Origin of the sequence: Kitasatospora phosalacinea, from assembly GCF_000716545.1 — a bacterium.
Taxonomy (GTDB): domain Bacteria; phylum Actinomycetota; class Actinomycetes; order Streptomycetales; family Streptomycetaceae; genus Kitasatospora; species Kitasatospora phosalacinea.
This window is the reverse complement of record NZ_JNWZ01000039.1, coordinates 1-13,031: the sequence shown is the minus strand read 5'-3', so window position 1 is coordinate 13,031 and position 13,031 is coordinate 1. Positions and strand designations below refer to the sequence as shown.

The following is a 13,031-nucleotide window of genomic DNA, read 5'->3' as shown; positions in this document are numbered from 1 at the left end:
CGCGGGCCAGTCAACCACCCCGTCAGGCCGTGACACGCGGTCCGGACACGGCCGCCCTCCGGCCCCCCGACCGTCAGCGTGCCGTTCCCGCCCCCCGGCCCCGCCCTCCGATCGCAAGCGCGCACGGAGCACGGCGGTGCGGTGCGCAGCGGTGCGGTGCGCAGCCCTGCTTGTCACATCACCATTCACCTGATGAGATTGTGCATATGGATATGCACAGTGTCGTCGTCCGGGTCGGCAAGGCCGACGTCAGCGCCGAGGACGTCCTCGCCGTCGCCCGCGGCGGGGCCCGGGTGGAGATCGGGCCGGACGCGCTCGCCGAGATGGCCGCGGCCCGGGCCCGGATCGACGCGCTGGCGGCCGAGCCGCGGCCGGTGTACGGGGTGTCCACCGGTTTCGGGGCGCTGGCGGTGCGGCACATCAGCCCGGAGCTCCGGGCCCAGCTGCAGCGTTCGCTGGTGCGCTCGCACGCGGCGGGCATGGGGCCGGTGGTGGAGACCGAGGTGGTCCGGGCCCTGATGTTCCTGCGGATGAAGACGCTGGCGTCCGGGCGGACGGGCGTGCGCCCGCTGGTCGCCGAGACCATGGCCGCGCTGCTGAACGCGCACATCACCCCGGCGGTGCGGGAGTTCGGCTCGCTGGGCTGCTCCGGCGACCTCGCGCCGCTCTCGCACTGCGCGCTGGCGCTGATGGGCGAGGGCACCGCGTTCGGGCCGGACGGGGTGGAGAAGGACACCGCCGAACTGCTGGCCGCCGCCGGGATCGAACCCGTCGAGCTGCTGGAGAAGGAGGGCCTGGCCCTCATCAACGGCACCGACGGCATGCTCGGCATGCTGGTGATGGCGCTGGCCGACCTGCGCCGGCTCTACACCACCGCCGACGTCACCGCCGCGATGAGCCTGGAGGCGCTGCTGGGCACCGACAAGGTGCTCGCCCCCGAGCTGCACGCCCCGATCCGCCCGCACCCGGGCCAGGCCGCCTCGGCCGCCAACATGCTCGCGGTGCTGCGGGGTTCGGGCCTGACCGGCCACCACCAGGACGACGCACCGCGGGTGCAGGACGCGTACTCGATCCGCTGCGCCCCGCAGGTCGCGGGCGCCGGCCGGGACACCCTGGCGCACGCCGCGCTGGTCGCCGAACGGGAGCTGGCCGCCTCGGTGGACAACCCGGTGGTGCTGCCCGACGGCCGGGTCGAGTCGAACGGCAACTTCCACGGCGCGCCCGTGGGCTACGTGCTGGACTTCCTGGCGATCGCCGCCGCCGACCTGGCCTCGATCTCCGAGCGGCGCACCGACCGGCTGCTCGACAAGGCCCGCTCGCACGGCCTGCCCGCGTTCCTCGCCGACGACCCGGGCGTGGACTCCGGCCTGATGATCGCCCAGTACACCCAGGCCGCACTGGTCAGCGAGAACAAGCGGCTGGCGGTGCCCGCCTCGGTGGACTCCATCCCGTCCTCGGCGATGCAGGAGGACCACGTCTCGATGGGCTGGTCGGCGGCCCGCAAGCTGCGCCAGTCGGTGGCCAACCTCGGACGCGTGCTGGCGGTGGAACTCGTGGCCGCCGCACGGGCGTTGGAGATCCGGGAGCAGGCCGCCGAGCAGCCGGGCGCGCTCGCCCCGGCGACCGCCGCCGCCGTCGCCGCCGCCCGCGCGGCCGGGGTCGGCGGCCCGGGCCGCGACCGCTTCCTCTCCCCGGACCTGGAGGCGGCGGCCGCCCTGGTCGCCTCCGGCGCCCTGCTGGCGGCGGTCGAGAAGGTCACCGGACCGCTCGCCTGACCACCGGCCCGGGACGGGCGGGCGCACCCGCCGGAGCCGGGTCACCGGCCTCCGGACCCGCCCGTCCCGCCAGTCGATACGCGATTGCCCACCTGCCGGGACTGCGCCACAGTCGTCCCACCGTCGAAGCCACCGGCGACCGCCCAACCGAGCGTGGAGGTACCGCACATGACCGCCCTGGACGAGACCGGCACCACCACCGGGCCCTCCGCCCGGCTGCTCCACCTCTTCGAGGGCCACCGGCTGACCCCGACCCAGCGGCGGATCGCCCACTCGCTGGTCCGGCACGCCACCGAGGCGCCGTTCCTGTCCAGCGTCGAGGTCGCCGAACTCGCCGGGGTCAGCCAGCCCTCGGTGACCAGGTTCGCGGTCGCGCTCGGCTACGACGGCTACCCGGCGCTGCGCAAGCAGCTGCGCGAACTCGGCGTCGGCGAGGGCGGCGCGCCCGAGAGCCACGACGAGGTGGTGCGCAACGAGCACCAGCAGGCCGTGCTCGCCGAGATCGAGCACCTGCGGCACCTCGCCGAACTGCTCGCCGACCCGGCCCCGATCGTCCGGGCCGCCCGGATCCTGGCCGCCTCCCGCCCGCTGCCGGTGCTCGGCCTGCGGGCCGCCTCCGCGCAGGCCCACGGCTTCGCGTACTTCGCCGGCAAGGTGCACCCCGACATCCGGCTGCTCGACGAGGGCGGCTCGATGCTCGCCGACCGGCTGGAGCAGGCCGCCGCCGCCGGGGCCACCGCGCTGCTCTGCTTCGCCCTGCCGCGCTACCCGCGCGAGCTGATGGACGCCCTCACGGTGGCCCGGGAGTGCGGCCTGACGGTGCTCACCGTCGCCGACTCGGCCTTCGCCCCCGTCGCCAAGCTCTCCGACGTGCTGCTGCCCGCCGCCGTCGGCACCGGCCTGGTCTTCGACACCGCGTGCGCGCCGATGATGCTGGGCCGCGTCCTGCTGCAGACCATGTGCGACGAACTGCCGGGAGCCGAAGCCCGGTTGGAGGCCATCGAGCAGTCCGCGACGGCCCGTCAGCTCTTCCTGGACTGACACCTGTTGTTTGCCGAATGACACCTTTTCGTCGGGTTGACGACGGGTGGTGAGCGGGCATCCCTCTGAGTAGGGAGAAAGACAGCTTGGACGGGGGAAGTCCAATGCCACCGCCGATCCACCAGATGAGGCTCACCGGACGGCTCGGTTCCGGAGCCGACGAATGGTCCTGCCCGCTCTGCGGCCGCCGCATCGCGCTGCGCCGCCCGCCGCACCCCGAACTGACCGTCCTCGACCCGGGCGACGAGGAGGCCGTGCACATCGGCGTCCTGGAACCGGGCGGCGAGGAGGCCGCCGCCGCCGACCGGGCCGCCGACCGCTACGGCGTCGGCCCGGTCCAGCACATCCCGCGCCCGCCGGCCCGCCCCGGCCAGCCGAACCCCGAGCCCGACGCGGAGGACCGCCGCTGGCTGGCCGAGATCGGCATCGACTGGGACGGCGACGAGGCCGCCTGACGGGCCGTCACCGGCACCGCGGCGTCCGCCGGGGTCGCGCTGCCCGCCGTCCCCCGAGCCCCGGCGGGGCCCCGCCTACGACGGCGGCGGCGAGCAGGGGCCGGAGAGGGCGACGGCGACCAGGCTGCGCAGGGCGGGGGCGGTCTGGGTGAGGGGGAGGGTGGATTCGTCGGCGAAGAGTTCGAGGAGCCAGCCGCCGGCCGGGTTGCAGCCGCCGGCGGCGGCCATGGCGCGGTAGCCGGAGACGACCATGACGGCCTCCTCGGCGGCGTCGTTGCCGGGGGCGCCGGCCCGGAGGGTGAAGGAGCCGCCGGTGACGGCGCGGGAGGTGAGGGGGTAGTGGCGGAGGTCGAAGACGGCGTCGGGGGCTTCGATCTGGGCGCGCTGGGTCTGGGCGCGGGTGCTGGCGGGGCCGCCGGTCATCCGGTAGACGGCGTGCCGGGCGGTGCGCATCAGCTGGGAGCCGGGCGGGACGTAGGAGATCCACCAGCCGACGGCGTTGAGCAGCCGGGAGGCGGTCTCGGCGACCAGGACGAGCCGGCCGAGGGTGTCGGCGGGGTGGGTGCCGCCGCCCTGGTCGAGGGCGCCGAGGACGGCGGTGAGGAGCTGTCCGGGGTCGGCGCTGTGCGCGGCGCCGCGGAAGCGCCGGCGGTCGCCGTTCGGCCGCCCGCCGGCGGCCCTGCGCTGGGGGTCGGCCGCGTCGGCGAGCTGGATGGTCGGGTCGGGGGCGTACGCCGGGCCGTGGCTGCGCCCGGCGACGACGGGGTGGGCGGCGCGGCCGGCCTTGGCGCGGTACTGGGCGGCGTCGGCGAGGCGGAACAGGCGGTCGGGGGTGGTGACCGGGCCGATCGAGTCGCCGGTGGAGGCGATGCCGCAGGCGACGCCCTCGCCGTCGGTCAACTCCAGTGCGCGGGCGCAGAGCTCCTCGGCGACGACGACCACTTCGTCGGCCGACTGGCCCTCCGCGAGCAGGCAGAACTCGTCGCCGCCGAGCCGGGCGGCCAGGCTGCCGGGGAGTTTCGCGGCGGACAGCGAGAGCTGGTGGGCGAAGCGTTCGAGGAGGCGGTCGCCCATCTCGTGGCCGAGCTGGTCGTTGACCCGCTTGAGGCCGTTGACGTCGCAGACCACCAGGGAGACTACCGCGCCGTCCCGGGTGTGGGCCTTGAGCGCGGCGTCGAGGCGGGCGTCGACGGCGCGGCGGTTGGCGAGGCCGGTGAGGGCGTCGGTGAAGGCGAGGCGGCGCAGGTCGGCGACGCGCTCGGTCTGGGCGAGGCCGGCCGAGACCTGGGCGGCGAGCAGGGTGGCGTACTCGGCGTCGGCGCCGGTGAAGACGGGCATGCCGGTGCCGCGGGCGAGGTACAGCTCGCCCCAGGCCTGGCCGTGCAGGACGATCGGCGCGACCAGGCAGCAGCCGCGGCCGCGGCGGCGCAGTCCGGCGGCGCGCTGGCGGCAGAACGCGCCGGAGACGTGGTCCTGGTGGCCGGTGTGCGGGCCGGTGTCCTCGGCGGTCTGGATCCAGGCGCGGGGCAGCCGGCCGGTGGTCCAGTGCTCTTCGAGGTAGGTGACGATCTCGGGGAAGTCGGCGACGGGGTACGACTCGTCCTCGGGCAGCTCCTCCTCGCCGGGGGCGAGTTCGCCGTGGTTGACGAGCACCCGCAGCCGCCCGGACTCGCGGTCCCAGACGGAGACGGCGGCCATGGTGGCGCCGAGCGCGGAGACGGCGCGGGCGGCCGCCGCCCGGACGGCCTCCAGCGGGGTCATCGCGCCCGCCATGTCCTGGGCGAGTTCCACCACGGCCTGCAGCCGCAGGTCGGGCGCCGCCGCCTCGAACGAGGCCCGCTCGTCCATGGTCGCCTCACTCACCGTAAGCCTTCTCCCTGCCCGCGTGACCCTGCTACCCAGCCTAGGGCGGTGCGTCCGGTTTTCGGGTGAGGCCGGTGGCGCGCGGGTGGGTCAGTCGGCGGTGGGCACCCGGGTGAGCAGCCACGGCTCGACCAGGCCGAGGCCGCGCACGGGGCGGCGCCACATCGGCTGGAGGTGGAAGCGGTGGCCGGGGGCGGGCTCGGTCTCGGGGAGGCTCGCGGTGCCGTGCTGTTCGAGCGCGGCGGCGAGTTCGCCGTCGACCAGGACGGCGTCCTTGGGGGCGATCGAGGTGAGCCGGGAGGCGAGGTTGACGGTGGTGCCGAAGACGTCGCCCATCCGGGAGGTGACGGTGCCGAAGGCCATGCCGACCCGCAGGGCGGGCATGTTGTCCTCCTTGGCGAGCGTCTCGACCAGGGAGAGCGCGATCTCAGCGACGGTGGCCGGGTCCTCGGAGACGAACAGGATCTCGTCGCCGAGCGTCTTGACCACCCGGCCGCCCTGGCCGGCGATCAGGTCGGAGCAGGTGTTCTCGAAGCCCTCGACGAGTTCGCCGAGCTCCTCCTCCTCCAGCCGGCGGGAGAGCCGGGTGAAGCCGACCAGGTCGGCGAAGGCGACGGCGAGCCGGCCGGAGGTGACCTCGTGGTCCTCGGCGGCCTGGACGACCCGGCCGGTGACGGCGGCGAGCTGGCGGCGCCAGACGTACACCAGGAACTGCTCCAGTTCGGGCAGCAGCAGTTCCACCAGCGGGTAGGCGACGTCGGAGCGGCTCATGCCGGGCTCGACGGGCTGGGTGAGGTTGTCGAGGAAGGTGTCCATCTGCCAGCCGGCCAGCCGGGCGGTGGTCTGGCCGGTGGAGCGGGCGACCTGGATCGCCATGGGTTCGCTGAGCAGTCCGGACTCGATCAGGCCGGCGAGGCGGCGCAGCGCGATCACGTCGTTGTCGGTGAGGGCGCGGGACTGGCCGATGTCGGGGAAGCCCATGGCGCGCCAGAACCGGGTGGCGAGGTCCATCGGGACTTCGGCGGCGCGCGCGGCCTGGTACGGGGTGTACTTGCGCGGCGCGTCGAGGATCAGCCGCTCCAGGTCGGTGGCGACGGTGGGCTCGTCCGCCGCGCCGCTGCCGGAGCCCGTCGTGGCGCCGTCGTTGTCTGTCACCGGTCCGTCCCCGTGCGGTCAGCCGCACTTGTGTCTTGCCGTCTTCGAGGTGTGGGCACGCGGGCACCGCGCGGGTAGTGGCGAGCCTCACACCGCTGCCAGGTGGAATGTTCGCACGGAATCGCGTAATCCGGGGCATCCGCCCGGCAGCCGGGCGGCCGGTCCCGCAGGGTGAGACCGGCCGCTCCCGCGGGGCGGGACCGGTCCGGCTCAGTCCTGCGGGCGCACGTGCACCACGTCCCCGGCGGCGACGGGGTGCCTGGCGCCGTCGGGGGTGCGCACCACCAGGCGGCCGTCGCCGTCCACCGCGACGGCCTCGCCGAGCAGTTCGCGCTCGCCGGGCAGCTGGACCCTGACCTGCCGGTTCAGCGTGGTGCAGCGGGCGGTGTACGCGGGCAGCAGGCCGCTGGCGTGCGGGTCGCCGGCGGCGGCGGTCCACTCGCCGTACAGCTCGGCGAACTCGCGCAGCAGGGCGCGCAGCAGGGTCGACCGGTCGGTGGTCCCGGCGCCGGCCAGGGCCAGCGAGGTGGCGGTGGGGACGGGCAGCTCGTCCGCGCGCAGCGAGACGTTCAGGCCGAGGCCGGCCACCACGGCGCCGCCGGACAGCTCGGTGAGGATGCCGCCGAGCTTGCGCTCCTGCCCGTCGACGACGGTCTGCAGGTCGTTGGGCCACTTCAGGCCGGTGGACACCTCGGCGACCCGGTCCAGGGTGGCGGAGACGGCGGTGCCGACCAGGATCGGCAGCCAGCCGTAGCGCTCCACCGGGACGCCCCGCGGGCGCAGCAGCAGCGACAGGAACAGTCCGGAGCGCGGCGGGGCGTTCCAGCGGCGGTCCAGGCGGCCGCGTCCGGCGTGCTGGGACTCGGCGACCAGGACGGCGCCCTCGGGGGCGCCGTCCTTCGCCCGGGTGGCGAGGTCGGCGTTGGTGGAGCCGGTCTCGCTCACCACATCGAGTGAGGTCCACAGCGCCCCGGGGCGCAGCAGGTCGAGCCGCAGGGCCCGCTCGTCCAGCGGCGGGCGCTCCAGGTCGGTCCACGGGGAGGGGCCGTCGTGGCCGAAGCCGCGCAGGCCGGAACGGCGGGGGCGGGGGCGGTCGGGAGTGGTCACCCGGCCAGCCTAGGGGCACGTGCAGCGGCCACATGCCGCCTCATCGTCTCGCAGAACGGACAGGTGGACGATGTGTCGATGGCCATAACCACGAACGCGCCCACGCTGGTTACGCTGCTGTGCGGTAGACCGCAGCGCCGCCCTGCCCGCCCCCCTCGCGCGCCGGGCCGGCGGCCGAGGACGCAGGGAGAGCCACCCGAATGACCCAGGCACCGCAGGACCCGCACACCACCGCCGGGAAGCTCGCCGACCTGCGCCGGCGGATCGACGAGGCGGTGCACTCCGGCTCGGCCGCGGCCGTCGAGAAGCAGCACGCCAAGGGCAAGCTGACGGCCCGTGAGCGGATCGCCGAACTGCTGGACGAGGACTCCTTCGTCGAGTTCGACGAGTTCGCCCGGCACCGCTCCACCAACTTCGGGCAGGAGAGGAACCGCCCGTACGGCGACGGCGTGGTCACCGGCTACGGCACCGTGGACGGCCGCCAGGTCGCGGTGTTCTCGCAGGACTTCACCGTCTTCGGCGGCTCGCTGGGCGAGGTGTTCGGCGAGAAGATCGTCAAGGTGATGGACTTCGCGCTGAAGACCGGCTGTCCGATGATCGGCATCAACGACTCCGGCGGCGCCCGGATCCAGGAGGGCGTGGCCTCGCTCGGCCTGTACGGCGAGATCTTCCGGCGCAACGTGCACGCCTCCGGGGTGATCCCGCAGATCTCGCTGATCATGGGCCCGTGCGCGGGTGGCGCGGTCTACTCCCCCGCGGTGACCGACTTCGTGGTGATGGCCGACAAGACCTCGCACATGTTCATCACCGGCCCGGACGTGATCAGGACCGTCACCGGCGAGAACGTCGACATGGAGGAGCTGGGCGGCGCCCGCACCCACAACACCAAGTCCGGCAACGCGCACTACCTGGCCGCCGACGAGAAGGAGGCGATCGAGTACGTCAAGGCGCTGCTGTCGTACCTGCCCTCCAACAACCTGACCGACCCGCCGGCCTACCCCGAGCAGGCCGACCTCGCGGTCACCGCCGAGGACCTCGAACTCGACGGCATCGTCCCGGACTCGGCGAACCAGCCGTACGACATCCGCCGGGTGATCGAGCACGTCCTGGACGACGGCGACTTCCTGGAGGTCCAGCCGCTGTACGCGGGCAACATCGTGGTCGGCTTCGGCCGGGTCGAGGGCCACCCGGTGGGCGTGGTCGGCAACCAGCCGATGGACCTGGCCGGCTGCCTGGACATCGCCGCCAGCGAGAAGGCCGCCCGCTTCGTGCGCACCTGCGACGCGTTCAACATCCCGGTGCTGACCTTCGTCGACGTGCCCGGCTTCCTGCCCGGCACCGGCCAGGAGTGGGACGGCATCATCCGGCGCGGCGCCAAGCTGATCTTCGCGTACGCGGAGGCCACCGTGCCGCTGATCACCGTCATCACCCGCAAGGCGTTCGGCGGCGCGTACGACGTGATGGGCTCCAAGCACCTGGGCGCCGACATCAACCTGGCCTGGCCGACCGCCCAGATCGCCGTGATGGGCGCCCAGGGCGCGGTCAACATCCTGCACCGGCGGGAGATCGCCGCCGCCGAGGCCGAGGGCCTCGGCGAGGAGCGCCGCGCCGAACTGCTCGCCTCGTACGAGGACACCCTGCTCAACCCGTACCTGGCCGCCGAGCGCGGCTACGTCGACGCGGTCATCGCCCCCAGCGAGACCCGGCGGCACATCGTCCGCGGGCTGCGGGCGCTGCGCGGCAAGCGGGAGGCGCTGCCGCCCAAGAAGCACGGCAACATCCCGCTCTGATTCCCGAAGGGACCCCGCGCCATGACCCCCATTCAGGTGCTGCACGGGCAGCCGACCCCCGAGGAGCTGGCCACCGTCCTGGCGGTGGTCCAATCCCGGGCCGCGAACCGGGCCGCCACCGGCCCCTCCCGCGGCCCGGCCACCGTCTGGACCGACCGCACGCCCCGCCCCGTCCCGGCCCCGGGCCCGAACGCCTGGCGCACCAGCCTCTGGCCGCGCTGAAACTTCCACCGGGGAACGGCGGCACGCGCGACCAGGGGCCCGGAACCGCCGTTCCCCGGGCCCCTGGACGCGCGGGTGCTACTCCTCGCGGTTGCCGCGGCCGGTAATCGCGAAGCTGCCCGGGCCGAGGACGGCGATCAGCAGGAAGGCCCAGCAGAAGAGCACCGCGGACTCGCCGCCGTTCTGGAGCGGGAAGAGCGCGTTCTCCTGGTGGACGGTGAAGTAGGCGTAGGCCATCGATCCGGAGGCGACGAGCGCGGCGACGCGGGTGCCGAGGCCGAGCAGGACCAGGGAGCCGCAGACCAGTTGGATGACCGCGGCGTACCAGCCGGGCCAGGTGCCGACCTTGATGCTGCCGCCGCCGTAGGCGCCGCCCAGGACGCCGAACAGGGACGCGGCGCCGTGGCAGGCGAAGAGCAGCCCGACGACCACGCGGTGCAGTGCGATCAGGTGGGGGCGGGCCGCGGCGGTGGTGGTTCTCGCCGTGGTGGTGAACTGGGACATGGTTTGTCTCCTCAGCCGAAACCAGTGGGGTGGTTCTGGAGCTGTGCGCGTGCCCTGACCATGTGGGATGACATGGTGCCGGGCACGGGAACAGTTCGACGACCGCACGCCGCCGATCATGGACCCGACAATCCAATTGCTCTATTGCAGGGAACCCGGGCCCCGGCGTCAAGGGGCACCCGAACCGTTTCCGCCGCGCCGGACTGAGTACGGATACTCAGGCGCCGACCCGTCCGCGGGCCGCACCCTGGTGAAGTGCTCTGGTCAGATCCCCGCGACGAGCCGTCGCAAGAGGCCCGCGAGGTGCAGCGCAAGCTGCGTCGGACGGCCCTGCTGATCGCACTGCTGGCACTCGCGGGGGCGGCCCTGGTGCTGGTGTAGCGGGGCCGGGCCGCGGGCTAGGCTGGTGGCCATGACCGCTCGCCGTCCGCTGGTTCTCGCGTCCGCCTCCCCCGCCCGGCTGGGCCTGCTGCGACAGGCGGGCCTGGATCCGCTGGTGCGGGTGAGCGGGGTCGACGAGGACGCGCTGAGCGCCGCGACGCCGGGCGAGTTGGCGCTGGTGCTGGCGGTGGCGAAGGCGGAGAGGGTCGCGGGCGAGCTGTCCGCCGAACCGGGCGAGCCGCCGCTGGTGATCGGCTGCGACTCGGTGCTGGAGCTGGACGGCGCCGCGCTGGGCAAGCCCGCCGACGCGGCGGAGGCCGTCGCCCGCTGGCGGGCGATGCGCGGCCGCGAGGGCGTCCTGCGGACCGGCCACTGCGTGATCGACACCGCGACCGGGCGGCGGGCGGCCGAGACCGCCTCGACCACCGTCCGGTTCGGGACGCCGGACGACGCCGAGGTCGCCGCGTACGTCGCCTCCGGCGAACCGCTGCACGTGGCCGGGGCGTTCACCCTGGACGGCCGTTCGGCACCGTTCGTGGAGGGGATCGACGGCGACCCCGGCAACGTGATCGGCCTGTCGCTGCCGCTGCTGCGCCGCCTGCTCGCCGAACTGGACGTGCGCATCACCGACCTGTGGGCCTGAGACCGGCGGCCTAGCCCGCCGCGGGGGCGTGCCTGGCCAGGTAGTCGAGCACGTCGGGCAGCGCGCCGTCCCGGAGCAGCGGGGCGCCGTGGCTGCCGCCCGGGTAGATCTTGAGCTGCTTGTCCTCCGCGACGGAGGCGTCGTAGAGGGCCCGGGCGTTGTCGTTGAACGGGCTGTCGGCCTGTTCGGCGGCGAAGTAGGTGGGCGTCCTGACCGTGGTGACCGCGAGCGCGGCGTTGAACTGCGGGTACGAAGCGGGCGAGCTGAGCGAGACCACGGCCTTGATCGGCAGCGGGTTGTCCAGCTTGGCGGCGACCAGGGAGCCGGCGGCGCCCTTGGAGGCGCCGACCAGCGCGACCGCGCCGACGCCCTTGGACTTCAGGTGGGCGGAGCCGGCCTTGATCACCTCGGTGACGTCGCCCTCCGAGGTGTAGGCCAGGACGGCGTACCCGGCCTTGGTGAAGGCCGGGAGGTCGAGCGCCCACTCGCAGAGCGAGCCGTCCCGCTGGTGCGAGAAGATCACCGCGACCTTGGCGTGGCCGGCGTCGGAGTCCCGGTAGTAGGCGTCCAGGGACGAGCCGCCGGAGGTGCCCGCGTCCAGGGTGAAGGACCCCTTCTCGGCCTCGGCCCGGGTGAGGCAGCCGTAGGTGTCGGCGCTCGGGCCGGGCGCGGCCCCGGTCTTCCCGGAGCCGCCGGAGCAGGCGGTGAGCAGGAGCGCGGTCGCGGCCAGCGCGACGGGCAGCGTGGAACGCTTCACGTTTTCCCCCGTGAATCGTGCGAATGGTGCGGTGGTCGGCTGTGACGCTAGGGAGCGGCCGGAGCCGGGTCAATGGTCCGGACCATTCCGTTATCGCGGAAGCGCCAGCGGATGGAACAACGGATTCCCTCCACGGGGTGCGGAATCGGACAGAACCCGGCTCGCACATCTGTTGCAGAGTTCCACTCCACTGCCGACCGGGGCGCCGTTAGGCTGACGCAGCCGGGCCGGAAAGGAGCGACGAGGAGCGGAAGATGACCGATGGTGTGCTCAACGTCGTTCTGGGGCTGGCCGCTTCGGCGATCAGCGCCGGGCTGGGCTGGCTGGCCCAGACGCTGCGCCGGCGGCGCCGGCTGGGGCGGCAACGGGCCTTCTTCGGGCTCCCCGCCAACGGCGAGGCGCTGCTGGTGGTCAACCGCCAGGCTTCGGCACCGGACGTGAAGAGCGTGGCCCGCGACGACGTGTACGCGCTGATGGAGCTGGCCGCGCTGGTGCGCGAGTGCGGCGCCCGGGCGACGCTGACCGGGCACGACGAGGTCCGGCAGGGGCTGGGCGACAAGTCCGAGTTCTGCGTGGGCGGCCCGGCCGGCAACAAGCGGACGGCGGCCCACCTGGAGTCCTGGCTGCCGGGGGTGGCGTTCGTCAGCCCGCCCGCGGAGGTCGGGCACCCGGTGCACACCCTGCTGGTCGGCTCGCGCGAGTTCCGGTTCCTGACCGCCTCGGAGGAGCCCGGCCAGCGGGCACACGTGCTGCTGGCCCGGATACACCCGCGCGCGGGCAGCCGGCCGGTGTTCGTGATAGCCGGGCAGACCGCGGTGTCCAACCACGCGGGAGCCCGCTACCTGGCGGCCAACCACCGGACGCTGTCGCGCGAGCACGGCCGGGACGGCGCGTTCGCGGTGGTGCTGCGGGTGGTGAACGCCCGCGCCTACGGCCCGGACGTGGTCGAGCTGGAGGCCGACGTGACGGCCGCGGCGACCACCCGCCCCCGGCCGGCGGCCGCCTGACCCGACCGGTGTGGCCAAGACCACCCCACCCGCTCCGGGCGCCCCCGACCCGCCGCCACACCCGTGCCCGGCCCGCTGCCTGCGGTGTACCGCCAACGGCCGCCGCTCGTACGGGAGTCCGGCGACCGAGCGTGTGAGCACGCTCACCACCAGGGACTACTCGCCGGTAGCGCCCTCCAATCCATAGACTCAACGAGGTTCGAGAAGGGAGCCACAGTGCGCAAGGTGCTCATCGCCAACCGCGGAGAAATCGCCGTCCGCGTCGCCCGGGCCTGCCGGGACGCGGGAATCGCCAGCGTCGCCGTGTACGCGGAACCTGACCGGGACGCGC

13 protein-coding genes and 1 pseudogene are annotated in these 13,031 nt (G+C 74.2%); 9 read left to right on the top strand and 5 right to left on the bottom strand.

All coding sequences use genetic code 11. The annotated features are described in order from the left end of the window. Window positions 1-212: 212 nt before the first annotated feature. The 3 genes from hutH (at window position 213) to OO48_RS20405 (ending at window position 3,271) form a co-directional block, all read left to right on the top strand. Window positions 213-1,775 (top strand): histidine ammonia-lyase, encoded by a 1,563-nt coding sequence (gene hutH, locus OO48_RS20415; protein ID WP_033218357.1) that lies wholly within the window; start codon window positions 213-215, stop codon window positions 1,773-1,775. A gap of 168 nt (window positions 1,776-1,943) precedes the next feature. After that, window positions 1,944-2,816, top strand: coding sequence for a MurR/RpiR family transcriptional regulator (locus tag OO48_RS20410; protein ID WP_033218355.1), 873 nt, complete (start codon window positions 1,944-1,946; stop codon window positions 2,814-2,816). A 104-nt stretch (window positions 2,817-2,920) separates the two neighbouring features. Continuing rightward, complete coding sequence (locus OO48_RS20405; protein ID WP_033218353.1) at window positions 2,921-3,271, top strand: hypothetical protein; 351 nt, start codon at window positions 2,921-2,923, stop codon at window positions 3,269-3,271. 633 nt (window positions 3,272-3,904) lie between these two features. Here the strand turns inward: OO48_RS20405 and OO48_RS20400 are convergent. The 3 genes and pseudogenes from OO48_RS20400 to OO48_RS20390 form a co-directional block, all read right to left on the bottom strand. Further along, window positions 3,905-5,119 (bottom strand): annotated as a pseudogene (locus tag OO48_RS20400) (GGDEF domain-containing protein); the annotation flags it as partial. A 105-nt stretch (window positions 5,120-5,224) separates the two neighbouring features. Next, on the bottom strand, window positions 5,225-6,289 hold the full coding sequence (locus OO48_RS20395; RefSeq protein WP_033218352.1) for an adenylate/guanylate cyclase domain-containing protein: 1,065 nt from the start codon (window positions 6,287-6,289) through the stop codon (window positions 5,225-5,227). A gap of 210 nt (window positions 6,290-6,499) precedes the next feature. Next, on the bottom strand, window positions 6,500-7,396 hold the full coding sequence (locus tag OO48_RS20390; protein ID WP_425338565.1) for a biotin--[acetyl-CoA-carboxylase] ligase: 897 nt from the start codon (window positions 7,394-7,396) through the stop codon (window positions 6,500-6,502). Window positions 7,397-7,596: 200 nt separating this feature from the next. On the opposite strand from OO48_RS20390, the gene OO48_RS20385 reads away from it, so the two are divergent. Together OO48_RS20385 and OO48_RS20380 are read left to right on the top strand one after the other, a co-directional pair. Then, window positions 7,597-9,186, top strand: a complete 1,590-nt coding sequence (locus OO48_RS20385) for an acyl-CoA carboxylase subunit beta (RefSeq protein WP_033218349.1) — start codon at window positions 7,597-7,599, stop codon at window positions 9,184-9,186. A gap of 21 nt (window positions 9,187-9,207) precedes the next feature. Then, window positions 9,208-9,408 (top strand): acyl-CoA carboxylase subunit epsilon, encoded by a 201-nt coding sequence (locus OO48_RS20380; protein WP_033218345.1) that lies wholly within the window; start codon window positions 9,208-9,210, stop codon window positions 9,406-9,408. 78 nt (window positions 9,409-9,486) lie between these two features. Here OO48_RS20380 and OO48_RS20375 read toward each other — a convergent pair whose 3' ends face one another. Continuing rightward, entirely contained in the window at window positions 9,487-9,912 is a 426-nt protein-coding gene (locus OO48_RS20375; protein WP_051732360.1) for a DoxX family protein, read from the bottom strand. Window positions 9,913-10,167: 255 nt separating this feature from the next. On the opposite strand from OO48_RS20375, the gene mmpB reads away from it, so the two are divergent. Together mmpB and OO48_RS20370 are read left to right on the top strand one after the other, a co-directional pair. After that, window positions 10,168-10,293 (top strand): morphogenic membrane protein MmpB, encoded by a 126-nt coding sequence (gene mmpB, locus OO48_RS40745; protein WP_280842428.1) that lies wholly within the window; start codon window positions 10,168-10,170, stop codon window positions 10,291-10,293. A gap of 31 nt (window positions 10,294-10,324) precedes the next feature. Continuing rightward, window positions 10,325-10,936, top strand: coding sequence for a Maf family protein (locus OO48_RS20370; RefSeq protein WP_033218343.1), 612 nt, complete (start codon window positions 10,325-10,327; stop codon window positions 10,934-10,936). A gap of 10 nt (window positions 10,937-10,946) precedes the next feature. On the opposite strand, the gene OO48_RS20365 is transcribed toward OO48_RS20370, so the two are convergent. Beyond that, window positions 10,947-11,693, bottom strand: coding sequence for an alpha/beta hydrolase family protein (locus OO48_RS20365; RefSeq protein ID WP_033218341.1), 747 nt, complete (start codon window positions 11,691-11,693; stop codon window positions 10,947-10,949). Window positions 11,694-11,947: 254 nt separating this feature from the next. Between OO48_RS20365 and OO48_RS20360 the strand changes: the two genes are divergently transcribed. Together OO48_RS20360 and OO48_RS40740 are read left to right on the top strand one after the other, a co-directional pair. Continuing rightward, the gene (locus tag OO48_RS20360; RefSeq protein WP_081952251.1) at window positions 11,948-12,700 is read left to right on the top strand and encodes a hypothetical protein; all 753 of its coding nucleotides are present in this window, start codon (window positions 11,948-11,950) and stop codon (window positions 12,698-12,700) included. A 216-nt stretch (window positions 12,701-12,916) separates the two neighbouring features. Beyond that, window positions 12,917-13,031 (top strand): biotin carboxylase N-terminal domain-containing protein (locus OO48_RS40740; protein ID WP_157845496.1); only part of this gene is annotated, 115 nt, incomplete at its 3' end.